The 25,114-nt window shown below is 66.8% G+C and carries 17 protein-coding genes; 5 read left to right on the top strand and 12 right to left on the bottom strand.

Annotated features, from left to right (window positions below):
- Positions 1 to 26 precede the first annotated feature (26 nt).
- From GGR73_RS11975 to GGR73_RS11990, 4 genes are all read right to left on the bottom strand, one after another.
- On the bottom strand, positions 27 to 659 hold the full coding sequence (locus tag GGR73_RS11975; protein WP_166771747.1) for a ChuX/HutX family heme-like substrate-binding protein: 633 nt from the start codon (positions 657 to 659) through the stop codon (positions 27 to 29).
- Between the two features lie 5 nt (positions 660 to 664).
- The gene (locus GGR73_RS11980) at positions 665 to 2,896 is read right to left on the bottom strand and encodes a TonB-dependent hemoglobin/transferrin/lactoferrin family receptor (RefSeq protein ID WP_184457068.1); all 2,232 of its coding nucleotides are present in this window, start codon (positions 2,894 to 2,896) and stop codon (positions 665 to 667) included.
- Positions 2,897 to 3,052: 156 nt separating this feature from the next.
- Complete coding sequence (gene hemP, locus GGR73_RS11985) at positions 3,053 to 3,292, bottom strand: hemin uptake protein HemP (RefSeq protein ID WP_024938306.1); 240 nt, start codon at positions 3,290 to 3,292, stop codon at positions 3,053 to 3,055.
- A 332-nt stretch (positions 3,293 to 3,624) separates the two neighbouring features.
- Positions 3,625 to 4,593, bottom strand: coding sequence for a potassium channel beta subunit family protein (locus GGR73_RS11990; RefSeq protein WP_184457070.1), 969 nt, complete (start codon positions 4,591 to 4,593; stop codon positions 3,625 to 3,627).
- An 868-nt stretch (positions 4,594 to 5,461) separates the two neighbouring features.
- On the opposite strand from GGR73_RS11990, the gene GGR73_RS11995 reads away from it, so the two are divergent.
- The 4 genes from GGR73_RS11995 to GGR73_RS12010 all read left to right on the top strand — a co-directional run bounded on the left by GGR73_RS11995 (position 5,462) and on the right by GGR73_RS12010 (position 10,089).
- Positions 5,462 to 6,760: a nucleoside transporter C-terminal domain-containing protein gene (locus GGR73_RS11995; protein WP_184457072.1), complete on the top strand. Its 1,299-nt coding sequence runs from the start codon at positions 5,462 to 5,464 to the stop codon at positions 6,758 to 6,760.
- A gap of 78 nt (positions 6,761 to 6,838) precedes the next feature.
- Positions 6,839 to 7,795 (top strand): ribokinase, encoded by a 957-nt coding sequence (locus GGR73_RS12000; RefSeq protein ID WP_016903834.1) that lies wholly within the window; start codon positions 6,839 to 6,841, stop codon positions 7,793 to 7,795.
- Positions 7,796 to 8,234: 439 nt separating this feature from the next.
- The gene (gene dusB / locus GGR73_RS12005) at positions 8,235 to 9,233 is read left to right on the top strand and encodes a tRNA dihydrouridine synthase DusB (protein ID WP_016903835.1); all 999 of its coding nucleotides are present in this window, start codon (positions 8,235 to 8,237) and stop codon (positions 9,231 to 9,233) included.
- 28 nt (positions 9,234 to 9,261) lie between these two features.
- Positions 9,262 to 10,089: a class I SAM-dependent methyltransferase gene (locus GGR73_RS12010; RefSeq protein ID WP_024938309.1), complete on the top strand. Its 828-nt coding sequence runs from the start codon at positions 9,262 to 9,264 to the stop codon at positions 10,087 to 10,089.
- Between the two features lie 60 nt (positions 10,090 to 10,149).
- Here GGR73_RS12010 and GGR73_RS12015 read toward each other — a convergent pair whose 3' ends face one another.
- Together GGR73_RS12015 and GGR73_RS12020 are read right to left on the bottom strand one after the other, a co-directional pair.
- Positions 10,150 to 11,238 (bottom strand): metal-dependent hydrolase, encoded by a 1,089-nt coding sequence (locus GGR73_RS12015; RefSeq protein WP_184457074.1) that lies wholly within the window; start codon positions 11,236 to 11,238, stop codon positions 10,150 to 10,152.
- A 233-nt stretch (positions 11,239 to 11,471) separates the two neighbouring features.
- A complete protein-coding gene (locus tag GGR73_RS12020) occupies positions 11,472 to 12,278 on the bottom strand; it encodes a UDP-2,3-diacylglucosamine diphosphatase (RefSeq protein ID WP_047129583.1) in 807 nt (268 codons plus the stop codon).
- Positions 12,279 to 12,725: 447 nt separating this feature from the next.
- Here GGR73_RS12020 and metK point away from each other — a divergent pair, with 447 nt between their 5' ends.
- Positions 12,726 to 13,937, top strand: coding sequence for a methionine adenosyltransferase (metK, locus tag GGR73_RS12025; protein ID WP_024938312.1), 1,212 nt, complete (start codon positions 12,726 to 12,728; stop codon positions 13,935 to 13,937).
- A gap of 960 nt (positions 13,938 to 14,897) precedes the next feature.
- Here the strand turns inward: metK and GGR73_RS12030 are convergent.
- The 6 genes from GGR73_RS12030 to ppc all read right to left on the bottom strand — a co-directional run bounded on the left by GGR73_RS12030 (position 14,898) and on the right by ppc (position 24,800).
- A complete protein-coding gene (locus GGR73_RS12030) occupies positions 14,898 to 16,220 on the bottom strand; it encodes a histidine-type phosphatase (protein WP_456362970.1) in 1,323 nt (440 codons plus the stop codon).
- A gap of 585 nt (positions 16,221 to 16,805) precedes the next feature.
- Positions 16,806 to 18,008: an OmpA family protein gene (locus tag GGR73_RS12035; RefSeq protein ID WP_184457079.1), complete on the bottom strand. Its 1,203-nt coding sequence runs from the start codon at positions 18,006 to 18,008 to the stop codon at positions 16,806 to 16,808.
- Between the two features lie 325 nt (positions 18,009 to 18,333).
- Positions 18,334 to 20,277 (bottom strand): esterase/lipase family protein, encoded by a 1,944-nt coding sequence (locus GGR73_RS12040; RefSeq protein WP_435014918.1) that lies wholly within the window; start codon positions 20,275 to 20,277, stop codon positions 18,334 to 18,336.
- Positions 20,278 to 20,354: 77 nt separating this feature from the next.
- Positions 20,355 to 21,392: an Lnb N-terminal periplasmic domain-containing protein gene (locus tag GGR73_RS12045; RefSeq protein WP_184457083.1), complete on the bottom strand. Its 1,038-nt coding sequence runs from the start codon at positions 21,390 to 21,392 to the stop codon at positions 20,355 to 20,357.
- On the bottom strand, positions 21,389 to 21,961 hold the full coding sequence (locus GGR73_RS12050) for a TetR/AcrR family transcriptional regulator (protein WP_184457085.1): 573 nt from the start codon (positions 21,959 to 21,961) through the stop codon (positions 21,389 to 21,391). The genes GGR73_RS12045 and GGR73_RS12050 overlap by 4 nt, the downstream gene beginning before the upstream one ends.
- A gap of 124 nt (positions 21,962 to 22,085) precedes the next feature.
- Complete coding sequence (gene ppc, locus GGR73_RS12055) at positions 22,086 to 24,800, bottom strand: phosphoenolpyruvate carboxylase (RefSeq protein WP_184457087.1); 2,715 nt, start codon at positions 24,798 to 24,800, stop codon at positions 22,086 to 22,088.
- Positions 24,801 to 25,114: the final 314 nt, after the last annotated feature.

A 25,114-nucleotide genomic window follows, 5' to 3' on the forward strand; every position in this document is an offset into this window, starting at 1 on the left:
GTAGCTCTCGGGAGTGGTGGGAGACGTCAGCGGCGCAGGCGCACCAGCGACGTGGTCATGCCGGATGGGTTGTTGTTGCTGGATGTGGCGGAGGCCGTGCGCAAGGCGGCAGCGCGCGCGCAGCAGCAATCGTCCACCGCCACGCGGCCGTCGATGCCCTCTTCGCGCGCCAGGCGTGCGGCAACTTCCGCGCCCAGCGCCGACACGGTCGCCAGGCTGGCGACAAACGGTTGCTCGCGGGCGGCGGCCGCCTGCAGGCGCAATGCGCTCAATCGCCACGCCTCCCCACGCATGCGCCCGGCCAGACGACGCCACAGCCGCTCGCCGACGCCCAGCTCATGGGTTTCCATCGGCAACGGCGGCAGCCGCGAGACCAGGCGATCCCAGATCAGGAAATCGCTGTCAGGCAGCAGGCAGATGCGCCAGCAGCACTGCCCCTCGGCATCGAAGAACCAGATGCTCTCACGCACGCCATCGCTGTCGACCTGCCGGCACGCCGCCGCATCCACCGCATGCTGCCAACCATCCAGTTCGTTGCCCAATGCGGGCCGGTACAGGCACAGCACCGTGCCCAACGCCGCCAACTGCTGCGGACGCGGCAGCGCTGCGCGGGTGGCACGTGCATGCGACAACGACGGCAGCGGGCGGGCGATGGGCATGGCCGCTACCAGCTCACCGCCAGGCTGACCGAGGCGGTGCGCCCGGCGCCGGTGAAGCGATCGAGCACCGTGCTGCTGGCCAGCGTACCGTTGGGCAGCGCATTCCAGTCCACATAGCGGCGGTCGGCGAGATTGAAGATGCCGGCGGTGACCTTGGCACCGGGTGCGAACTGCCAATGCCCCATCAGGTCCAGCGTGGCGTAGCCGGCCGGGGTGTAATAGCTGTCCAGCTGCGGGCGACGCTTGCGCGCGACGAAGGTGCCGATCAGCTCCGCGCCCCAGGCATCGCTGTCGAAGGCCACGCCGAGCGTGCCGCGCAGCGGGTCGACCGAGTTGAGCGGGGTGTCGTCGGTGAGATTGTCGCCTTCCGCATACGCCACGGCGCTGTTGAGCGACCAACCCTGCCAGCCGGCCAGCGCGCCCAGGTCGATTCCGCCGCGCGCTTCGGCACCCTTGATCACCACATCGTCCACGTTGCGCGACTGGAACAGCATCAGCCCTTCGGCATTGAAGCCGGCCGGCGCATACGATTCGATGAAGTTGCGGTAGTCGGTGTAGTACACGCTGACACCGAGATAGCCGACTGCATCATTGAAACGCAGCCCGAGTTCGCCACCGCGGCTGGTCTCCGATTTCAGATCCGGATTGGCGATGGCGGTGTAGCGCGCCTGCAGATTGGTGAAGCCGATGTTGACGTCGTTGTACGGCGGCGCGCGGAAGCCGTGTGCGTAATTGGCATACGCCGACCACGCGTCCGAAAACCGCCACACCGCACCGAACTTGGGAGACACCTGGGTCTCGTCGATGGTCTCGGCGGCAACGCCGGGATTGTCTTCGCGAAAGATGTCGTCCACCTGCGGCGACAGCCGGAAGTAATCCACGCGCACCCCGGGCGTCAGCGACAGCTGGCCATCGAACAGGCGGATCTCGTCCTGCGCATACAGCCCGAGCTTGGTGGTCTCGCTCTTGGGAAAATCGCGCACCGGGAACACGTCCTGACCGACGCGGTTGGTGATTGCGCCATTGGCCAGATTGACCGAGTAGCCATCGCGCTTGGCGCGGGTGTCGGTCCAGGTGCCGTCCAGGCCATAGGTGATGTCGTGGCTGAGCGTGCCGGTGTCGATGGTCTTGTGCGCGTTGACCAGCAGGCCGTACACGCGCTGATCGAAGTTGTGTTCGTTATGACGGCGGGTGTTGTTGCCGCGTAGCTCGTCGGTACGCTGCAGGCTCTCGCTGTCCTGGCGATACAGCTGCCACTGCAGGTCGTCGGCCAGCGCCCAATCCAATGCATCCAGCTCGTGGCGCAGCGAGACGCGCGCGCGGGTCTGATGGTCGCGTCCGTCCTGCGACAGGATGCGCAGCGATGGCGTGGTCACGCGCGGGTCGATGCCGGTCAACGCCTCGATGCTGCCATAGTCTTCGTTGCCTTCCACGGTGAGCTTGAAGCGCTGCTGCGCGCTGGGCGCGTACACCAGCTTGGCCAGCACGCTGCGGCCATCGATGCGCTGCGGGTTGGCCGCAGTACGGGTGAAATCGCGGCTGCGGTTGTCGCCCTGGTTCTGTGCTTCCTGGCCCTGGCGATGGCTGACCGCCACCATGCCGCTCCAGCGCTCGCCGCCGAACGCGCCGGTGGCACCGGCGAACAGGCCGTTCCAGTCGCCTTCGTAGCCGAACTTCAGGCCGACATAGCTGCGCTTGTCGGCACTCAGGTAATCGGATGGATCCTTGGTGACGAAAGCCACCACGCCACCCAGCGCGTCGGAGCCGTACAGGGAGCTGGCCGGCCCGCGCACCACTTCGACGCGCTTGAGCGTTTCCAGATCGACGAAGTTGCGGTTGGCGTTGAGGTAGCTGCCGAAACTGAAGGTGTCAGACACCGGGACGTTGTCGACCAGGATCGCCACGCGGTTGCCGTCCAGCCCGCGGATGCGGATGCCGTTGGCGCCGGCGAAGCGGCCGCTGGTGCTGGTCACCGACACGCCGGGCGTGTAGCGGAACAGATCCTTGAGCTCGCGCACCAGTTGGTTGTCCAGTTGTTCGCGATCGATCACATCCACGGTGCTCGGCACATCGACCAGGGCACGCTGGGTGCGCGTGGCGGTCACCTGCAAGCGGTCGAAGTCGTGGACCTCACGCGCGGCGTCACCATTGGCGGCAAGGTCGGCAGCGTGGGCACTCAACGGAAGAGCGGGCAGCGCAAGCGACAGCGCGACCACCAGCGGATGCAGGCGAATCATCGGGAACCTTTGAGGGAAGTTCCCGGCAGCGTGTGCTGCAGACTAGGCCGCGACCGGCCGCCGGGAAAGAGCGTGGGATGCGCGGACGGCGGCGGCAACGCCCGCGGCAGACAACCCGATCCCCGGCGCCACTGCGCGGAATCGGAGGGTAAAAACTTACTTGGTCAGGATGAGCTTGTCGTTGCTGGTGTGGCGCAGGCGATAGACCCGGTCGCCATGCTGGATCAGCACTTCGCGACGGCCTTTGAGCAGCGCCTCGCTGCTGATGAGGTCTTCTGCGGGGACGGCGCGCGGAGCAGCACGGTCGCGCAGGTTGACCGGTTCGGAGCGGAGCAGCACGGGATGAGCGGTCATGATCTGGATCTCCAGTCGGTTGGCCAGACAAATAATAACCATTCTCATTTAATGATCAAGAGCCATTCTCATCTTCTTGACACGACCTTTGCATGGTTCAGACGATTTCGATTCACCAATCCTATTGAAAAGATTCAGCCGCGATTTCTGATTGGGGTTTTCCGTGCAGAGCTCGTGGCCTTGCTGATCACATCGGTGGTGAGGACTACGCTGGGCAAGCGCGAGGACTGAGCGGACGGCAGCACCTTGCGATGCATGGATTTGGCTGACGTGCACGACCGGTCAGATGCGGCTTCTCGCTTGTTTTGAAGCGCCCGACGAAAAAGCGTCGCAGCCAACCGTCCCGCACTTGCACCCACCGCATGGGGCATTCCTCAGCGCGTCGCCGCCTCCACCCGTGCCCAACCGTCGGCATCGACCTGGGTCAGGGTCTCCAGCGCGCCGAGATTTTCTTCCAGCTGCGCGACCCGGCTGGCCCCCAGGATCACCGTGGACACGTGCGGGTTGCGCAGGCACCAGGCGATCGCCAGGCGCGCGGGCGACTGGCCCAGCTCGGCGGCCAACGCGCAGAAGGTGCGGGCACGTTCCAGGCGGCGCGCTTCCGGTGCGCCCAGCACTTCGTCCTGCAGCCACTGATTGCCAGGCTGGCCGAGGCGGCTGTCCGCGTCCACGCCGGCGTTGTACTTACCGGTCAGCAGGCCAGAGGCCAGCGGCGACCAGATCGTGGTACCCAGCCCGCCCTCGCACAGCGGCGCGTATTCGCGCTCCAGCCGGTCGCGGTGCAGCAGGTTGTACTGCGGTTGCTCCATCGCCGGAGCGTGCAGGTGTTCCTGCCCGGCGATGCTGATGGCCTCGCGCAACTGCTCGGCGCTCCACTCGGAGGTGCCCCAGTACAACACTTTGCCCTGGCGGATCAGGGCATCCATGCTGCGCACGGTTTCGCGGATCGGCGTGTCCGGATCGGGCCGGTGGCAGAAGTACAGGTCCAGATAGTCCACGCGCAGGCGCTTGAGCGCGGCATGGCAGGCGTCGGTGACATGCTTGCGCGAGAGTCCGCGCTGGGTCGGGCGCGGGCTGTCCACCGCGCCGAAGAACACCTTGCTCGACACGCAGTAACCATCGCGCGGCAGGCGCAGGTCGGCGATCACATCGCCCATCACCTCTTCGGCGCGGCCGCGTGCGTAGACCTCGGCGTTGTCGAAGAAATTGATGCCGTTGTCCCAGGCGGCGGCAATCAGGTTGCGCGCTTCGCTGCGCCCGATCTGCTTGCCGAAGGTGACCCAGGCCCCGAACGACAGGGCCGACAGCTGCAGCCCGGTGGACCCCAGACGACGGTATTGCATTGGCAGACTCCAGCAACCTCCGCGGCGCCCTGCCCCGGATCGGCGTGCGCAGTGTAGGACGTGGTGCTGCCGGGGCGACAGGGTTGCGCGGCATCGATGCCGCTCAAGGTCCCATGCCGGCACGCGCAGGTACCACCGGTTCTATCGGTTCCGGAAAGAAGTGCGAACAGCCAGATGAGCTGCACGTTCTTCCTAGCGTCCATTCCTGGCGCGTGACGCCAGATGGATCGCTTACCGATCACAGCGGCCACGGAGTCCGCAGAGATCAACACGTGCTTGACGCATTGCTTGCCGATCAGCAGTGGCAATGCTGGAAGCGTGGTGTCGCGTCCGGGGGCGGGACCGTGTGGCGGCATGGATGCCGCCACCGAGCCTCCAGGGACGGATTCACGGCGTGTCCCGACGCCGGATGCGGCGCCGCGCCGCCGACCGACCACGCGCATGAGATCTTCAGGTTCTCAGTGCAAGCTCCGGTCTACCGAGGGCGCTTGCACGCGTACCGGCGTGGAACACGCCGCAAGTACGTCCATGTAGGCTCTGGCGCGGCATCCATGCCGCTCAAGGTCCCTCGCCGGTACGCGCGCAAGCACCACGGGTTTTGTCGACGGCTGATTGGAAAAGCGGCGTCCGGTAAGGTGATCGCGCTTCGGGGCGCGGTCTTTGCGGGCGACGCACGGGCGTCGAATCGACGCCCCCGCCCCAAGACCTTGCGCAAGCGCGGCTCGCCCGCCCGGGCGCAGGCAACTGCCCGCGCCCGCCCTGGCTTGCCTGCGGGCCAACGGGCGGGCCCTGAATGCTGCTCACCTTGCCCACGGTCACCCCCTGCTCTAGGCTTCTCGTTTTGCCGTCAGCAGCCCCGGGGATTGGAATGGTCGAAGGTTTGGGAAGGATCGGTTTCGGCCTGTTCGGTCTGGCGGTGCTCATCGGCATCACCTGGCTGTTTTCGAGCAACCGCCGCGCGATCGACTGGAGGCTGGTCGCCACCGGTCTGGCGCTGCAGATTTCGTTCGCCGCGCTGGTATTGCTGGTGCCGGGCGGACGCGATGTGTTCGACTCGCTGGGCAAGGGCTTCGTCAAGGTGCTGAGCTTCGTCAATGAGGGGTCCACCTTCATTTTCGGCAACCTGATGAACATCGACAGCTACGGCTTTATCTTTGCGTTCCAGGTGCTGCCCACCATCATTTTCTTCTCGGCGCTGATGGGCGTGCTCTACCACCTGGGCGTGATGCAGGTGGTGGTCCGCGCGATGGCGTGGGCAATCACCAAGGTGATGCGCGTGTCCGGTGCCGAAACCACCAGCGTGTGCGCCAGCGTGTTCATCGGCCAGACCGAAGCGCCGCTGACGGTGCGTCCGTACATCCCCAAAATGACCCAGTCCGAGCTGCTGACGATGATGATCGGCGGCATGGCGCATATCGCCGGCGGCGTGCTGGCCGCCTATGTCGGCATGCTCGGTGGCAGCGACCCCGCGCAGCAGGCGTTCTATGCCAAGCATCTGCTCGCTGCCAGCATCATGGCCGCGCCCGCCACCCTGGTGGTGGCCAAGCTGCTGGTGCCGGAGACCGGCACCCCGCTGACCCGCGGCACGGTCAAGATGGAAGTGGAAAAGACCACCAGCAACGTCATCGATGCGGCGGCGGCCGGTGCCGGCGATGGCTTGCGCCTGGCGCTGAACATCGGCGCGATGCTGCTGGCCTTCATTGCGCTGATCGCCTTGATCAACGCACCGCTGACCTGGCTGGGCGAGATCACCGGCGCCGCCGCGCTGCTGGGCCGGCCGACCAACCTGTCGACGATCTTCGGCTACGTGCTGGCGCCGATCGCCTGGGTGATCGGCACCCCGTGGGTGGACGCGACCACGGTCGGTTCGCTGATCGGGCAGAAGGTGGTGATCAACGAGTTCGTCGCCTACAGCGAGCTGTCGCGTATCGTGAAGGGCGAAGTGCCGGGCGTTGGCCTGAGCGCGGAAGGTCGGCTGATTGCCACGTATGCGCTGTGCGGCTTTGCCAACTTCAGCTCGATTGCGATCCAGATCGGTGGCATCGGCGGGCTGGCACCGGAACGCCGTCACGATCTGGCCAAGTTCGGCCTGCGCGCAGTGCTGGGCGGTTCGATCGCCACGTTCATGACCGCTACCATTGCCGGCGTGTTCTCGCATTTCGGTTGAGGCGGCGCGGGTTCATCGGTGTGACGGTCTAATCGCCGCACGCCACGTTTCATTCAGTCATTCAAGTCAAGGGTATTTATGAGTTCGGTCGTCGTTGTCGGGTCCTTCAATGTCGATCACGTGTGGCGCTGTGATGTCCTGCCTGCGCCGGGTGCCACCATCGCCGGTCGCTACAGCACCGGCCCGGGTGGCAAGGGCTTCAACCAGGCGGTCGCGGCCGCACGTGCCGGTGCCAGGACGCACTTCCTGTGCGCGCTGGGCGACGACGCCGGCGGCGCGCTGGCGCGCTCGCTGGCTGCGCACGACGGCTTTGCGTTGATCGCCGAGCCCAGCAATGAGCCGACCGGCACCGGCGGCATCTATGTCGACGCGCACGGCCGCAACACCATCGTGATCGGCGCCGGTGCCAACTCGGTGCTGAGCGCAGCGTTTGTGGACAACCAGCGCGCGTTGGTGGCCTCGTCCGGCGTGTTGCTGGCGCAGCTGGAATCGCCTGCGGAGACGATCGAGTCGGCGCTGGCGCTGGCACGCGAATGCGGCGTGCTGACCGTGCTCAACGCCGCACCGGCCAATGCGCCGACCTCGATCGGCCTGCTCAAGCTGTCGGACGTGCTGACGCCCAACGAAACCGAATTTGCAGCCCTGCTCGGCCGCCACGTCGGCGAACGCATCAATGCCGACGATGTGGCGGCGCTGGACGGCAACACGCTGCATTCGCTGTGCCGCAAGCTGCTGCCGGGCGGTACCGTGGTGGTGACGCTGGGATCGGTGGGCGCCTTCATCTCGCATGCGGAAGAACAGCTGCGCGGCGACACGGCCGCGCATTACCGCGTGGGCGCGGAAAGCGCGCAGACGGTGGACACCACTGGCGCTGGCGACGCCTTCAATGGCGCGCTGGTCGCCTCGCTGGCGCAGGCGCCGACTGCCAGCTTCATCACCCACGTGCGTTTTGCCACCCGCTACGCCGCGCGCTCTACCGAAGTGGAAGGCGCCGCCACCTCGATGCCGCGCATGGTGCCCGAACCGGCCGTGTGATCCGCACGCTTCAAGCAAACAACGAAGGCGACCGCAGCGATGCGGTCGCCTTTTGCGTTCAAGGCGTCGGCATACACAGGAGACTGCTTCGATCCGCGAACAGCATGTCGAGGCCTGTCCATCGACGGACGCCGCCAGACCCGCTGCGCCGGAGCTTCGATCTTCTTCATCGGATAGCAGTCTGGGCGGCAGGACCCGGCGTGATGCCGCGTCGGGCACTCGTACCCTCATCCGGCGCTGACGCGACACCGTCTCCCGACGGGAGAGGAGTTGGGGTGAAGGTACGGTCAGCCAGCAATCTCGCCGCTGCCCTCGCTCTACTGGTCACCTGACCCACACAGCAACCGCACAAGACCGAAGGCCGGAACTGCTCTCCCGATTCCCGATTCCCGATTCCCGAATCCCGATTCCCGAATCCCCACCCAGCTACAATGCCACCATGCAGATCGGCCCCTATTCCATCGACCCGAAAGTGATCCTGGCCCCGATGGCCGGCGTCACCGACAAGCCGTTCCGGCTGCTGTGCAAGCGGCTGGGCGCCGGGCTGGCGGTGTCGGAGATGACCATCTCTGATCCACGCTTCTGGGGCACGCGCAAATCGCTGCACCGCATGGATCATGCCGGCGAGCCGGATCCGGTCAGCGTGCAGATTGCCGGCACCGAGCCGCAGCAACTGGCCGAGGCGGCGCGCTACAACGTCGACCACGGTGCGCAGCTGATCGACATCAACATGGGCTGCCCGGCCAAGAAGGTCTGCAATGCCTGGGCCGGCTCGGCGCTGATGCGCGACGAAGACCTGGTGGCACGCATCCTCAGCGCGGTGGTGCAGGCGGTGGATGTGCCGGTGACCCTGAAGATCCGCACCGGATGGGACTGCGATCACCGCAACGGCCCGACCATCGCGCGCATCGCGCAGGACTGCGGGATCGCCGCGCTGGCCGTGCACGGGCGTACCCGCGATCAGCATTACACCGGCACTGCCGAGTACGCCACGATTGCGCAGATCAAGGCGGCGCTGCAGATTCCGGTGATCGCCAACGGTGATATCGACTCGCCGCAGAAGGCGGCGCAGGTGCTGCGCGAGACCGGCGTGGATGCGGTGATGATCGGGCGTGCCGCGCAGGGGCGCCCATGGATCTTCGGCGAAGTGGCGCACTATCTGTCCACCGGCGAGCTGTTGCCGCCGCCGTCGTTGGCGTTCGTGCGCGACACCCTGCTCGGCCATCTGGAAGCGCTGCATGCGTTCTACGGGCAGCCGCAGGGCGTGCGCATCGCGCGCAAGCATCTGGGCTGGTACGCCAAGGATCACCCGCAGAGCGCCGACTTCCGTGCAGTGGTCAATCGCGCCGAAACGCCGGAAGCGCAGCTGGAACTGACCCGCGCGTATTTCGACGCCTTGATCGCCGGTGTGCCGCCAGCGTTGTCGGTTGCCGCCTGAGTTTTCCTGCGTTGTTGGAGCTGCAGCCATGACCGCACCAAGCGACACCCCGACCTATCTGCATGGGTTTTCGTCTACCGAACAGGCACGCCTGCTCAAACAGGCGCGCCTGCTGGAAGCCACGCTGTTCAACCAGATCGACTACAGCGGCGCACGCCGGCTGCTGGAAGTAGGCAGCGGCGTGGGCGCGCAGACCGAAATCCTGCTGCGCCGTTTCCCCGACCTGCATGTCACCGGCGTGGACCTGAGCGAGGCGCAGTTGGGCGCGGCACGCGCCAATCTGGAACGGCTGGCATGGTGCCGCGAGCGCTACACGCTACAGCAGGCCGATGCCAGCGATCTGCCGTTCGAGGCGCGTCAGTTCGATGCGGCGTTCCTGTGCTGGGTGCTGGAGCATGTGCCCTCGCCTGCGCGCGTGCTCAACGAGGTGCGGCGTGTGCTGCTGCCGGGCTCGCCGGTGTATGTCACCGAGGTGATGAACGCCTCGTTCCTGCTGCATCCGTATTCGCCCAATCTGTGGCGCTACTGGATGGCCTTCAACGATTTCCAGCACGACCAGGGCGGCGACCCGTTCGTCGGCGCCAAGCTGGGCAACCTGCTGCTGGCCGGCGGCTTTCGCGATGTGCACACCGAGATCAAGACGCTGCATCTGGACAACCGCGAGCCGGGCCGGCGCAAGACCATGATCGGGTTCTGGGAAGAAGTGCTGCTGTCGGCGGCCGACCAGTTGCGCGAGGCCGGTGCGGTGAACGCAGACACCGTGGATGGCATGCGCCGCGAACTGGCGCAGGTGCACAGCGACCCGAACGCGGTGTTCTTCTACTCGTTCGTGCAGGCGCGCGCGACAGTGTATTGAGCCGGCGGGCTGCTCGGGCTTACTACGTCCGCGTTGCCGAGCGCCCCCCGCCAAGCAGGCCTACCGAGCTGCCGGAGCAGGCGTGGCGGCGTGTTCCAGGTCGCCGGTCAGCACCGTGCCGGCGGGCTCGTGCCAGATACGGCGCCACATCTGCGCCAGCACCTCGCCGATCTGATCGCGCGCCACCGGCGCGCGGTAGGCGGCCTGGATCTGTCGCGGCGTAATCGGTTGCCATTGCCCGTCTTGGCGATGCGCCACCACGAAGTTGAAGTTGTAGTCCGGCTCCAGACCCATGCGCAGGTCGCTGAGCATCAGCTCGTCATCGACCAGGCGTGCGCGCATGAAGCCGCGATTGAACCAGGTCAACCGGCGCACCGCGTCGAAACCGGCCACCTCGCCCAGGGCCTGGGTGTTGCTGGAATAGCCGCGAAACTGCATCGGTCCCTTGTCGGCCACCAGCGAGCGTTCGCCGATCACATAACCGTTGGGCGTCATCGCCACCACGCGCCACAGCAAGGTGTTGAGCGGCATCGGCACCGAGAAGCGCGGCGCATCCTTCAAGCCGAGCGCGGCCAGCGCACGGTCCGCCTCCTGGTCGACCATGTGCTTGGCCAGCAACGACCAGCCCAGATAGGCGGAGCTGAGCGCCAGCCCGATCACCAGCGCGTGCTGCGCGAGCGGCCGCGCGCGCGCAAACCATGCCACCGCGCAGGCCAGCAACAGCCATAGCGTGTAGGCCGGGTCGATGATGAAGACGCTCGACCACATTGCCGGATGCGGCTGCAGCGGCCACCACAGCTGAGTCCCGTAGACGGTGAAGGCATCCAGCAGCGGATGCGTGATCAAGGCCAGCTGGATCGCCCAGAACCAGCGCTTGGGCGCAGTGGCCACGCGCCCGTTGCCGTAACGGCGAAACAGCCACCAGATCAGCCAGCCCAGCAACGGCAGCACGAACAACGAATGGCTGGCGCTGCGATGCACCGTCATCAGCGTGACCGGATCGTCGGTCAGCGGCAGCAATACCAGCGCATCGAGATCGGGCAAGGTGCCCAGTGCGGCGCCGGCCAACAGGGCTGCACGGCGCTGTCCGGCCGGTGCGATGGCGGCAGCGACGGCGCCACCAAGAACGATCTGGGTCAATGAATCCATCGGCCGATGCTAGCAGGACGGGCATCGTCCAGTGCCATCACGTGCGTTCCGGCCGGCCGGCAGTCAGCCAGTAGCCGCAGTGCTCGCATCGCGCTGCGGCTCGCGGTCGAAAACGGCGCTGCAGCCGCCGTCCGCAGTCCTTGCACCAGGACAGCGAACGCTGCACGCCGCGCACGTCCGATGGCACATACCGGCAGCTGCGGTCTGCCGGCAGCTGCTGCGCCTGGCCAACCTCACGCCGCGCGCTGCTGCGCGGCATGAGGTTGCGGCGCCAGCTCGGCCAGCACGTCGCCGTGATGGTTGACCAGTTGCAGTGCGCCGGACTGCGTTTCGCGCAGCGCCGTCAGGCTCTCCACCCAGTCGCCGGTGTTGGCGTAGAGATGGCCGGCCTGCATGCGCAGTGCGGCGCGATGGATGTGCCCGCAGACGATGCCGTCCAGATCGCGACGCACCACATCGGCCAGGCCGGCCGCCACGAAGCGGCCGATGTAGCGCTCGGCCGCACCGCTGCGGCGCTTGAGGAACTCGGCCAGCGACCAGTAGCGCATGCCCAGGCGCCGCCGCAGACGATTGGTCAGCTGATTGCCGGTGAGGATGCGGTAATAGAGCCAGTCGCCAAATCGTTCCTGCAAGCCGCCGAAATGGGTTTGCGCGTCGTAATCGTCGCCGTGGGTGACCAGCAGCCGGCGCCCGTCCAGCAAGGTGTGGACGCTGCGTCGGCGCACCTGCATGGCCGGCATTACCAGGCCGCAGAAGCGGCGGATGGCACGGTCGTGGTTGCCGGGCACGTAGATGATCTCGGTGCCGCGCCTGGCCTGCGCATGCAGGGCGGCGATCACCTGCTGATGCGCCGCATCCCAGACCGCGCGCCGCTGCGACATCCACCACAGGTCGATGATGTCGCCGACCAGATACAGGGTCTGGCAACGCTGGCGGCCGATGAACGCGGCGATCTCGGCAGCATGGCAGTGCCGCGAGCCCAGGTGCAGGTCGGACAGGAACAGGGCGCGGACGGGAGGGTGCAATGTGGACACGTGCATGCGGACATCTCCAGGGCAAAAAATGTCGGCCGCGATCGGGCGCTGCGCAGGCAGGCTGCGCGCGCCGCCCGCAGGCATCGGCAGCGCGCTGACACAGATGCGCCCCGCAGCAAGCCGCGGCGTAGCACTGCAATCGGACGCGCGCATCCCGGCTCGTGGTCGCCATGGCAGCCATGCGCCCCTCGCCCCGGCACGCTGTCCGACGATATGGCTCATTCCCCTCCAGCGGCGTGGCTGCACGCAGCCATGCCGCCAGGCACGCGCGCATGCTGACCGGTCAGTACGACCGCTGCATGGCAAGCTGACGACACCCGGATGACCGTGCAAACCCCGCCACGACACGGGTTTAACGCCACAGCGGGCTGTTCAGGCGCACAATGCACGGGGTTGTCGGACGGTGTATCATCCGCACCCATCTTTTCATCCGAATCAAGGGATATAAGCCTGATGTCCAGCTACCTGTTCACCTCCGAATCGGTCTCCGAAGGCCATCCGGACAAGATCGCCGACCAGATCTCCGACGCAGTGCTGGATGCCATCCTGGCCCAGGACAAGCGCGCCCGCGTGGCGTGCGAGACGATGGTCAAGACGGGCGTGGCGATCGTTGCCGGCGAAGTGACCACCAGTGCCTGGATCGACCTGGAAGCGCTGACCCGCAAGGTCATTCTGGACATCGGCTACAACAGCTCCGACGTCGGCTTCGACGGCGAGACCTGTGGCGTGCTCAACCTGATCGGCAAGCAGTCGCCGGACATCAACCAGGGCGTGGATCGCAAGAACCCGGAACAGCAGGGCGCAGGCGACCAGGGCCTGATGTTCGGCTACGCGACCAACGAGACCGACAGCCACATGCCGGCCGCGATCCATCTGGCGCACCGCCTGGTCGAGCAGCAGGCCAAGATCCGCAAGAAGAAGAACTCGGCGCTGTCGTGGCTGCGTCCGGACGCCAAGTCGCAGGTCACCCTGCGCTACGAAGACGGCGTTGCGACCGCGATCGACGCGGTGGTGCTGTCGACCCAGCACGATCCTGGCATCAAGCAGAAGGATCTGGTCGAGGCCGTGCGCGAGGAAATCCTCAAGCCGGTGCTGCCGGCCAAGTGGCTGCACAAGGGCACCAAGTTCCACATCAACCCGACCGGCAAGTTCGTGATCGGCGGGCCGGTGGGTGATTGCGGCCTGACCGGCCGCAAGATCATCGTCGACACCTACGGCGGCTGGGCGCGTCACGGTGGCGGTGCGTTCTCCGGCAAGGATCCGTCCAAGGTCGATCGCTCGGCAGCCTACGCCGCGCGCTATGTGGCCAAGAACGTGGTGGCTGCCGGCCTGGCCGACCGTTGCGAAGTGCAGGTCTCCTACGCCATCGGCGTGGCCGAGCCGACCTCGATTTCGGTCACCACCTTCGGCACCGGCAAGATCGCCGACGAGCAGATCGAAAAGCTGATCCGCAAGCATTTCGACCTGCGTCCGTTCGGCATCATCCAGATGCTCGACCTGATCCACCCGATGTATCAGCAGACCGCGTCCTACGGCCACTTCGGCCGCAAGCCGAAGGACTTCTCCTACACCGACGCAACCGGTGCGCAGCACACCGCCACCGCGTTCTCGTGGGAAAAGACCGACCGCGCCGACGCCCTGCGCGCCGACGCCAAGCTGAAGTAAGCCAGCTGCTCCTGCGGGAGCGAATATAGTGAATTGCACATGGGCCGCTGATGCGGCCCATGTGCGTTTTGGTGGAGTGGATGCGTCCAACGAAGCACCACGGATGGATTCACTGCGTGTCCGGTTTTTTGATGCAGCCACCGCGTACTGACGAATCTCCGTGTTGGACGTCTAGTGGGGTTGTGCGAATGCTCCGGTCACTGATGCTTTGTTACTGAGGGCTTCGGCCACTGAAGGCGCTTGCACGCGTAGTGTCTGCCGATCAGCAGTGGAAATACTGGGAGCGCGGGGCCGTGTGGCGGCATGGACGCTGCCACCGGGCCTCCAGGGGCGGATTTACGGCGTGTCCCGACACCGGGTGCGCCGCCGCGCTGCCGGCCGACTCCGTACACCGATCGATCTTGCGCACGACACCTTGCGTTTCATGCATCTGCTTCGGTTTGCTGCGGGCGCTTGCACGCGTACCAGCGTGGGACACGCCGCAAGTACGTCCATGTAGGCTCTGGCGCGGCATCCATGCCGCTCAAGGTCCCACGCCGGCACCCGCGCAAGCACCACCGATCATTGTCGGCAACTGAGAGAAAAGCGGCGGCTGATTGACTGGTCGTGGCCTGGATCTTGTTTCTACCGCCACTACCTAACGACGAAGTGTTGAGGTGATCTCGACGACCTGGCCGACCCAATCCGCAGGCGCTACGTCTGCTTGAAAACAGTGCTTGCCGATCAGCAGCAGCAATGCTGGGAGCGTGGTGTCGCGTCCGGGGGCGGGACCGTGTGGCGGCATGGATGCCGCCACCGAGCCTCCACGGATGGATTTACGGCGTGTCCCGACACCGGATGCGGGGCCGCGCTGCCGACCAATTCCGTACTCCGATCAATCTTGCGCACGACATCTACCCGCTCCATGCGGATGCTTCGACGAGCTGAAGGTGCCTGCACATCGCAGCCCCGGCATTGCGTTCAAGGCTCACGTTGCAACTGTTGCTCCAACGCCTGAGCGAACGCCTTCAACGGACACGCCATGCGTTGCTCTGCTCTGCAAACTCCAAGCGCCAACTTCTGCTGCAACGGCGGATGTTCAAGATTTAGCGGCGCCAGCGTCCGCAGTTGATCCAGCGATTGCGCCAGATACCGCGCACGCACCACCTGCTGCCCATTCGGTTCGCGCCATAGCTCCAGCAGCAATGCACCACCCGGCGGCGGATCGTCGGCACCGTAGCCGGGGAGATGAAAGTGCACGCCCAGCAAACCGCTCAACGCAGCGATATGCGTATCACTGCCAACGAAGACCGAGACCTTTGGCGCCTGCAGATCGCCGAAGCGCTGCAGCACTTCGCGCGCCAGCGGTGCGCCCGAACGTGAGGCCATGTAATGCGGACGCGCGTAGATGTCGAACAACAAGGCATGCAGGCGCGAGACCTGCGCCAGCCGCTCGGGTGTGGCGCGGCCCCAGCCGACCTGTGACAGCGGCAGGCCTTCGGCGTATTGCAGCAGCAACACCTCGCCGGTGCCGGAGGTCAGATCGATCGGCCCACCCAGGGCCAGGCCGCGCCCGTTGACCGACGGCGCCAGCGTGGACGGCATCTGCGCGAAGTCGCAGGGCGTGCGCGTGCAACCCAGGATCTGCTGCATTGCCTGCAACTCGGCTGCGTGCCCTCGCAGCAATGCGGCGGGGCCACCGGTTTGCCTTTCGATCGCCGCAACCGCCGCCGTGCCATCGAACGGCACCGCGCCGGCTTCGATCGGGCGGAACAACGGATCGTTGCTGCCGGCCTGGCGATGTCCGGCGACGATCCCGCAGCCCGGTGCCAGCGCCTCGGCCAGCAAGGCGCCGCTGTCGATGGTGCGCTGATCGGTATTGGCCCAGACCGAGACGCTGCCTGCTGCCGGGCACCCGCCACGCGGTAGCACGCCCTGCTGCGCCAGCCATTGCCTTAGATAGTCACCGCTCAGCTGCACGCCGATGCGCCCGTGCGGCGTCAGCAGGCTGGCCGGTGTGGACCATTGCGGCCACGGCGCATCGGCATAGTGCGCTGCGGCGGCTTCGCCCTGCAGCGGTGCGCGCACGCCGTGCCGGAAGACAGCGACCACGCGTTCCAATTGCGCGGTCTGCGCGATTGCGGGCGGCCCGGGCGGACGCGGCGTGCAGCCGATCAGCAACAGCGCGCCGAGTGCGAGTGCCGGCATCCGCCATCGCGACCGCAGCGCTGTCGTCGCACGTTGCCTGGCACCTGCGTGCAACGGCGCATTGATCCCGCACGACGGCAACGACGCGATCCCCATCGCGTCGTTGCCGTCATCGCCTGCGGGCGTCTGTTCACCGCCCTGCCCCATTTTCTTCGCTTGCCTGGAACCCATACCTGTCAGTCATCCCGTTGTTCATCGCGGAATTTACCGGGCCAATGTGCAAGGCAGACGACACCTGGCGGAACTTATCCAACATGTCCGGGTAGCCACCACGCGGCGATGAATGCCCGGAAGCGGTCGCACGGTTGCGGTACCAGAGCGGCCAACACAAGAACGCTGACGGTCGTCAGGTAGGTGCGGACGCGCGCCCAGAATCGAAATGTACGAGTGGTCCGTGATGCTTCCGAGCACGGCCGCCCCGCATGCCGGCGGCGCAGTCGATGTGTTGGCCGCTCGAAGCGCGGCATCAGTTTTGTACACCCGCAACTCACCGCGTGGTGCGCCACTTTGAGTAGATCACCCGCGCACCGACCATCAGGACGCACTGCGCGAGGCCGCGCCGCGCTGACATGAGGTGGACCGGCATCCGTCCATCGACACACGCCTGCGCGGCGCGCCAGCTATCCGGGACCGTCGTGCTCCTGCGCCTGCATGCGACTGTATGCGTGCAGATCGGCCCACTCAGGTGCGCAGGAAGATTTCCACGCGTCGGTTGAGTTGTCGCCCGCCGGGGTTGTCCTGTCCATCCAGCGTATTGGGTGCCACCGGTTGCGATTCGCCATAGCCTTTTGCGCCGGCCGACTGCGCGGCACCGCGGGTGCGTAATGCGGCCAGCACCGCCTCGGCGCGGCGCTCGGACAGCGCCTGGTTATAGGCGTCGCTGCCCTTGGCATCGGTATGCCCGCGAACCTCCATGTCCTTGGCGCTGACCTTGCCGAGTGCGGCCGCCAGCACGTCGAGTACGCGCGCGGCGTCGGGGCGGATTTCGGCCTTGTCGAAGTCGAACAGGATGCGCTCGTTCAAGGTGATCAGATAGCCGCACGGTGCGCCGGGAAGTGCGAACTTCTGCAGCAGCGGGAAGCGCCCGGCCGGCGGCACCTTCGGCAGCGGCGGCATGCGCACTTCGCGCGGCGGGGTACCGACGGTGCCGGTGCCATTGCCGCGGTTCTGCACCAGTCCGTCCGGGCCGTTCCAGGTTCCCGAGCCGTCGGCGTTGATGGTGATCAGACCGCGCGGGCCGTTCCAGGTGCCGCTGCCATCGCCGTGGTTGTCGACCAAGCCGCTCTTGTCGCTGTTCCAGGTGCCTGCCCCCTTTCCGTCCAGACTGATCAGGCCGGCCGGGCCGTTGTAGGTACCAGCGCCGCTGGCCTGGACCTGGATGATCGCGTCGTCGCCACCGGCGCCGCTGGCGTTGATGGTGCCGCTGCCGTCGGCATTGACGCGGATCAGGCCGCCGTCGAAGTTGGCGTTACCGCTGCCATCGGCCTTGAGGTCGAATAGCCCGCCGTCGCCGTTGCGCAGCAGATTGCCGTTGGCATCGACACTGGTGATGCCGGCGTCGTTGATCAGGCTGCCGCCATCGCCGCAGCGTGCCGGCGTCACGCTGACGCCTTCGATCGGGTCGAGAATGTCCTGCAGCGAGGCTTCCAGCGCGCGTTGCGCCGGGGTCACGCCGGCAATCTCCGGCACCACGATCGACGGGATGGCCGGGAATTCGGGCACCGCTTCATCGGCGACCGGTGGCGATGCGGATGGAGGCGCTGCGGTCTGCGCTGCCGGCGGCGTGGCGCCCGCAGGGTCGGCTACCTCGCGTTGCCCTTCGCCGCGGCCGCAGCCGGCCAGCAGCAAGGGCACCCAGATCACTGCCGACAGCGTCTTGCGCATTGCGTCTTCCCTGGTTCGAGCGTGTTCGAGAACCGCCTGATAGCACGGGCCAGGTAAACAACGCGCTAAACGCGGCCAACGCAACGACTGCGCGACCGTCAGGCAGTGCGGTCGGTGCCGGGATCGGCATGCTCGTGCACTCCGCCTCCTGCGCGTCGTCCGCACCCACCGGATGACCGCGTGTTGCCCAGGTTTGCCGGCCCAGGCGTGAGCGATCGCAACGCCGGGACGCGTACCGGACAATGGTGCGCATTGGCAGCGGACAAACTCCACACCCCGCGGTGCGTGACTAGTAGCCACACCTTCCAGCGAGGGTGCAGCGCACTCAGAACGTCGCAGGCGTCGCAGCCGGACGCGCGGCCTGCGCCTGGTTTGTGCCTGCCGCTTCGGCTTGCAGCTGCTCGTGCAGGATGCGGCGAATTTCCAGAATCGCCTGCGGGGTTTCCTGCACGCTATGCCAGGAGGTCACCACCAGCTCCGACTCGGCACCGTCCAGATGCGCGCTGCGATACGGCACCAGGCCATCGTCGGACTCGGCCAGCGGCACCTGCGGTTTTTCGCGCCCGACAATGGTGTGGTAATGCACCTGCGGTGAGATCGGCAGGTCCATGCTGGCGCGCACGAATGGGTCGGTATCGCGCAGGTTGTCGATGCTGGTCGGTGGCAGCAGGCGCCGCTTGCGTCGCGGGTCGTCGCCCTGGCCGCCACGCTCGCTGCTAGCTAGGTCCTGAAACACATCGCCGAAGCGATCCAGCAAGGCGATCGGCAAACGCACCAGGCGGCCGACAAAGCGCCCGAGACCACCTTCAGCCAAGGGCGTGCCGCGATGCGGCGCGGCGATGAAGATGGCGCGGTCGACCTGCGGCATTGGCGAAAAATGCAGCAACGGCGACAACTTCGCGCGGATGCGTGCGCCGCGCTCGCCGTCCAGCCGGTAGTCTTCCAGCAGCGAATTCCACAGGCGCTCGCCCGACGAAGACACCAGCAGGCGCCCGATCACCCCGCCCATGCTGTGGCCGATCAACACCATGTCGTGCGATGCGATCGCCGTGCCGGACGGATCGAAGTGCTGCAGGCTGCGCTCCACCAGGGCCTGGATTTCGGCGCGGTTGACCGCCACCGGCGCATTGGTGGGGTAGTACACCTGCCAGATCTGGTAGCGCTGGCGCAGCGCTTCATCGCCCATCACTTCGTTGGCGACATTGACCCAGGCTTCCGGGCTGCTGGCAAGGCCATGCAGCATCAGCAGCACGCGTCGGTTCGGGTCGTAGGGCTGCATCAGATACAGATGCGGGCGGTCGATGCCGCGCGCGCTGCCCAGCATCGAGCGCAGGGACTGCGCGGCAAACCCGGACCTGGCCAGCCACAGGCCATACGCGGCGGTGAAGTTGGCCGCCAGCGGCACGCGCTGGCCATGCAGTACCACTTCGTTCTGGCGATACGGGTCGTAAGGCACCACGGTGACGGCACGACCGCGCAGCACCGCATCCAGCGTATCGCCCTCGAAGCGCAGCAGCAGCGTTGCCGGTGCATACGGCATCTCGCTGAAGGTGGGCAATGGACGCTCAGGTGTCGCGACAGCGGCAGCAGATTGTTGCAAGGCCAGTCCGGCAGGGTCGCCGACCACCTGCGGGTCCACCTCGGCCACCAGTTCGGCGCCGAAGCCGTCGCGTCGATACGTGCTGCGCAGCCCATCGAAGCGCAATGCCGAGGCGGCAAAGATCGCGCGCGGCGTGTTGCCGCCGCCCGGCAACCGATATGCAGACATGTCGATACCGACCTGCCAGCGGCCTATGCTGGTCGGTTCGCGCTCGCTCTGGCCGGTCTGCTGCGCGCGTGCGAACAGGCGTTCGATCACCTGCTGCACGGCGTAGTTGTAGTAGTCGCGCACCTGCGTCTGGCGATTTTCGAACGCACGCGCACTGGGCGCCCGATCGGTGAAAAACAGGTACGCGTACGCATGCCGCGCGGCCTCCAGCCAGGCGTCGACTGCGGCATCGCTCATGGTTGTCGGGTCGCGCCCGCCCAGCGCAATCGCATGTGCGGTCCATAGCTCGGCCTGCGTTGCCAGCCGGCGCTCATCGCCGATGCCTGCGACGGTGGCGAGTTGCTGCAGGCAGGGCAGCGGGTCGCTGCGGCAGGCCTTGGGTTGCAGACCGGCCACCTGCACCGTCTCGCCGCTGGCCTGGCTCAACGCGCCGGTGCTGAGCACATCGCCACGCGTGCGCGCGATGAAGTCGCCGCTGCTGTGCGATTGCACCGTGACCATGGCGCAGCCGCTCAGCCACAGGCTCGCCAGTACGCCCGCCAGCACCGCGGCGGTACGGCATCCACGCAGGCAAGCCTTCACCGGGGTGCGCTCGCGGTGGCCCCAGGCGCCGGTGCCTGCGGCATGCCGGCGCGGATGCGCTCGGAAAAATCGGCCGCCTTGTCGGCAGCGATCGCGCGTGCGGTGAAATGCCCGCGCTGCTTCAGTGTGGCGAAGTCGTAGCCGGGCATCAGCCCATCGTGATCGTAGGCGTATGCGTCGGCGTAGCCGGACAGCAGCAGGCGATGATCCAGCGGCAATGTGGGCTGCAATTGCCGCGCCAACGCAAACACGATCGTGGTGCAGTTGCTGGTGAGCGTGTTGTAGAACGCCGGCGCGCGATTCAAGTCGCTGGCCAGGCCCACGTAGCCCATGAACATGCGGCGCAGCCCGGCCTTGGGAATCGCCAGCCGATACAGATACATGTCCTCGCCGCGCACATTGGTGCGCACGCGCAGGATGTCGCGCTCGTCGGCGGCGACCAGGGTCTCTTCGAAACTGCGGAAAAACCCGCCCAATGCCGAGAACGACTCGTCGCGCTCCTTGCGGATTTCCAGCGAGAACACCACGTGCGAGCCGTCGTCGAAACCGAACGACACCAGGGTGTGCGCGATCGCCGGGCCCATCCAGTACGACAGCGCCAGATCGGCGCTGACCAGACGGTCCAGATCGTACTGGCGGGTTTCCCAGCGCGGCTGGTAGTCGGTTTCGCTATGCCAGTCGAAATTGCGCACGTTGTGCAGCGTGACGATGTTGCCGTGCACCTCGGGCTGCAGGCGCTGGGCGACATCGTCGGCCCAGTCGCGGTCCTGGCTGGGCTGCATCATCCACCACGACACCGCCAGCACCGCAAATGCCGCACTGAAGATGCCCACCAAGGCCCAGTTCTCGCGGCCACGGCGCAGGCCCCACAACGCCGCGATTGCCATCGCGCACCACGAACCCACCCACGCCGCGCGCACGAACGCATTGCCGGTCAGTGCGAAATAGATCGCCAGCCCGCCCCAGAGCGCGGCCAGCACCAGCGCCCCCCGCAACGTCCAGCGCCCGACGCGCGAACGCGTGGCCGGTTTCATCGGGTGCCGCCTTCCGGCACCTGCATGCCCAATGCCTGCATCAACAGATCGGCCGAACGATGGGCGAGGCGTTTGCGTTCGGACTCGTCATTGCCGCGCAGGCAGCTGCCCAGCATGTCGATCACCAGCAGCAGCTGTTCGTCGTCGACATCGGCACGGCACAGGCCGGCGTCGCGGGCGCGATGCACGAATGGCAGGAAGATGCGCACCACGCGCCGGTCGGCGGTTTCCACCGCCGGGTGCGCGCGTTCGATGGACCGCCAGAAATCCACCAGCGGCGCGGACTGGGCGATGTGCTCGGCCACGTCGTGCAGCAGCACGGCCAGTCCGTCCGGGCGCTCGGCCAGATCGGCGGCCAGCCGCTCCAGGCCATCCAGGCCGCGGGTCATCAGCGCGGTCATCAGCGCGAGCCGGTCGGGGAAATTGCGGTACAACGTGGCGCGGCCAAGGCCGGCACGCTCGACCACCAGTTCCAGCGGGGCATTGACGCCGTGTTCGCTGAACACTTCGTCGGCGGCATCGAGTATCTGCCGGCGGCGCAGCGCGGCATCAGGGCGGGAAGTCGTCATCGCGGCATTATCGGACAGATTTGTCCGGTTACGCCAGAGTCCGCTTGTCGATTTCGCGCCCTCTCCGACCAACGGTCGGATCGGATTGGACCATCGAATCCGACGGTCCAATCAGCGAACCGGATCAGCCGGTGTTCTGCACGCCTTGCGAGACGCCGTTGACGCAGGCGACCAGCGCGCGCAGCAGTTCGTCGTCCTCGCCATCGGTGGCACGCCAGCGTTGCAGCAGGTCCACCTGCAGCACGCTGATCGGGTCGATGTAGGGGTTGCGCAGACGGATCGACAAGGCCAGCCGCGGGTCGTGCTGCAGCAGCGACTGCTGGCCGGTCAACGCCTTCACCCAGCCCTTGGTCAGCGCCAGCTCGGCGCCGATGGTCGGGAAGAACCGCTGGTGCAGGTCGCCCGACAGCCGCGAGAACAGCTCGGCGATGGTGAGATCGCCCTTGGACAGCACCATCGCCACGTCGTCGAGGAAGGTGCGGAAGAACGGCCAGTCCTGCGCCATCTCGCGCAAGGTGTCTTCGTGCCCGGCATCCACTGCCGCCTGCAGGCCGCTGCCCACGCCGTACCAGCCCGGGATCACCGCACGCGCCTGGCTCCAGGCGAACACCCACGGAATCGCGCGCAGGTTGGACAAGGCCGCGTCCTGGCCGAGCCGGCGCGACGGGCGCGAGCCCAGAGTCATGCGTTCGATCACGTCGATCGGCGTGGCGCGGCGGAAGTACTGCATGAAATCCGGCGCGCCGACGAAGGCGCGGTACGCCACGGTGCTGCGTTCGGCGACCAGGTCCATCACCGGCCGCCAGCGATCCTCGCGCGGCTCGGGCGCACGCGGGCGCAGGCTGGACAGCAGCACCGCGCCGGTCATCTGTTCCAGCGAGCGCAGCGCCAGGGCACGGATGCCGTACTTGCGATGGATCACCTCGCCCTGCTCGGTCACACGCAGCCGGCCATCGACACTGCCACGCGGTGCGGCATCCAGCGCGCGGCTGGTCTTGCCGCCGCCACGTGCGATCGAGCCGCCACGGCCGTGGAAGAAGGTCAGCCGCACGCCCAACTCGGCGGCGGCTTCGAGCAGTTCCACCTGCGCGCGCTGCAGCCCCCAGCGCGAGGCGGTGATGCCGCCGTCCTTGCCGCTGTCCGAATACCCGAGCATCACCATCTGCGTATCACCGCGCGCGGCCAGATGCTGGCGGTAGACCGGGTCGGCCAGCAGATCCTGCACGGTGCCGGTACCGCCGCGCAGATCGTCCACGGTTTCGAACAGCGGCACGATATCCAGCGGCACCGCGCCGGCGTCGTCGACCAGGCCGCCGCGTCGCGCCAGCGCCAGCACGGTGAGCACGTCGGCGCGGTTGTGCGCCATCGAGATGATGTAGCTGCCCAGCGCATCGGCGCCGTGGCGGCTGCGCGCATCGGCAAGCGCGGCAAACACCGCATCCAGCCGCGCATTGCCTTCGTCATCCACGCGCGGCAATGCCTGCTCGCCGGCTGCATACGGACCGAGCAATGCAGCGCGCTGCCTGGCATCCTGTTCGTCCCAATCCGCCTGGCCGAGTGCATCGGCCACTGCACGTGCATGCACGCTCGATTCCTGGCGCACATCCAGACGCGCTAGGTGGAAGCCGAAGGTGCGCACGCGCCACAACAGGCGGCGCACCGCGAACCAACCGGCGTGCAGGCCCTTGTTGGCCTGCAGGCTGTCCAGGATCAATTGCAGATCGTGTTCCAGCTCGGACGGGCTGGTGTAGGCACCCTCGGCATCGTCCAGCGTGGCCTGCAGGCGCGCGCGCATCAGATCGTTGAGCAGCCGGTACGGCATGTCGCCGTGGCGCGGACGCGAGCGTGCGGCGTCCTGCGGCAACAGCGCGCGGTAGCGCTGCAGTTGCTCGCTCAATGCCGGGCTCACCGCCACCAGCGTGGTCGACTGGCTGAGCAGGCTGGCCAGTTGCCAGAGTTCCTTCTGATAACGGTCCAGCACCGCACGCCGTTGCGCATCCAGCGTGCCGGCAATGGTGACGGCATCCACGTTGGGGTTGCCGTCCATGTCGCCGCCGACCCAGGTGCCGAAGCGCAGCAACCGCGGCAGGGTCGGCACGCTACCGTAGGTTTCTTCGATGGCGTGTTCGAGGGTTTCGTACATCACCGGGACCACGCGATACAGCACCTGGGTGAGATAGAAGCCCACATGCTCGCGCTCGTCCTCCACGGTCGGGCGCACCGGCGAGGAGTCAGCGGTCTGCCAGGACGCGGTCAAGGCCATGCGGAAGCGCGCCGCGTCGGTGGCGCGCTCGTTGGGCGTGCGCATGCCGTCCAGGTTGTCGACCAGGCTGGCGACCATCAGCTGCTCTTTTTCCAGCAGCGCGCGGCGCACCGCTTCGGTGGGATGCGCGGTGAACACCGGTTCCACGTCGATCCGCGGCAACCACTCGCTGAGCTCGTCCAGCGTCACGCCCTGCGCCTTGAGCCTGCGCAAGGCATCGTGCAACCCGTCCGGCTGCGGCGTGTCGGTGCCGCTGCGCTGGTATTCGCGGCGGCGGCGAATGCGGTGCACGCGCTCGGCGATGTTGACCACCTGGAAATAGGTGCTGAAGGCGCGCACCAGCGACTCGGCCTCGCGCGGCTCGCGCCCGGCCAGCTGCTCGCTCAGCGTCGACGGCGGTGCATCGCTCTCGCGGCGCGCAATCGCCGTGGTGCGGACGCGTTCGATCTCATCGAGGAATTCCGCAGAGACCTGCTCGGCGAGCAGGTCACCGACCAGTGCACCGAGCCGACGCACATCGTCGCGCAAGGCAAGATCGGGGGTAGCGAACACAAGACTGCTGCGGTACTCGTTCATCGGAAACGCACACCCTCTCAAGCGCAAAGTCGTCGAAGACTAACCCAAAAGGATTAGATGATCGCGACCGGCACGACGGTTTCAACACCAACCATCGTGCCTGCCCATGACCCCGTAGGAGCGCGCTGGCGCGCGATGGGGCTTCCCGGTGATGCCCCATCGCGGACAGGCCCGCTGCTACGCGAGGTGGCTGTTCTGGTCATGCTGCGTCGCGCCCGGGTGCGCTCCTACCGGTGATCGCGGCAATCGCGTGGACGGCGCAGCGAATCTTCCCGGGACGCGAGGCGGACGCATTCGCCGTAGGAGCGCACCCG

Source organism: Xanthomonas sp. F14, from assembly GCF_014199865.1.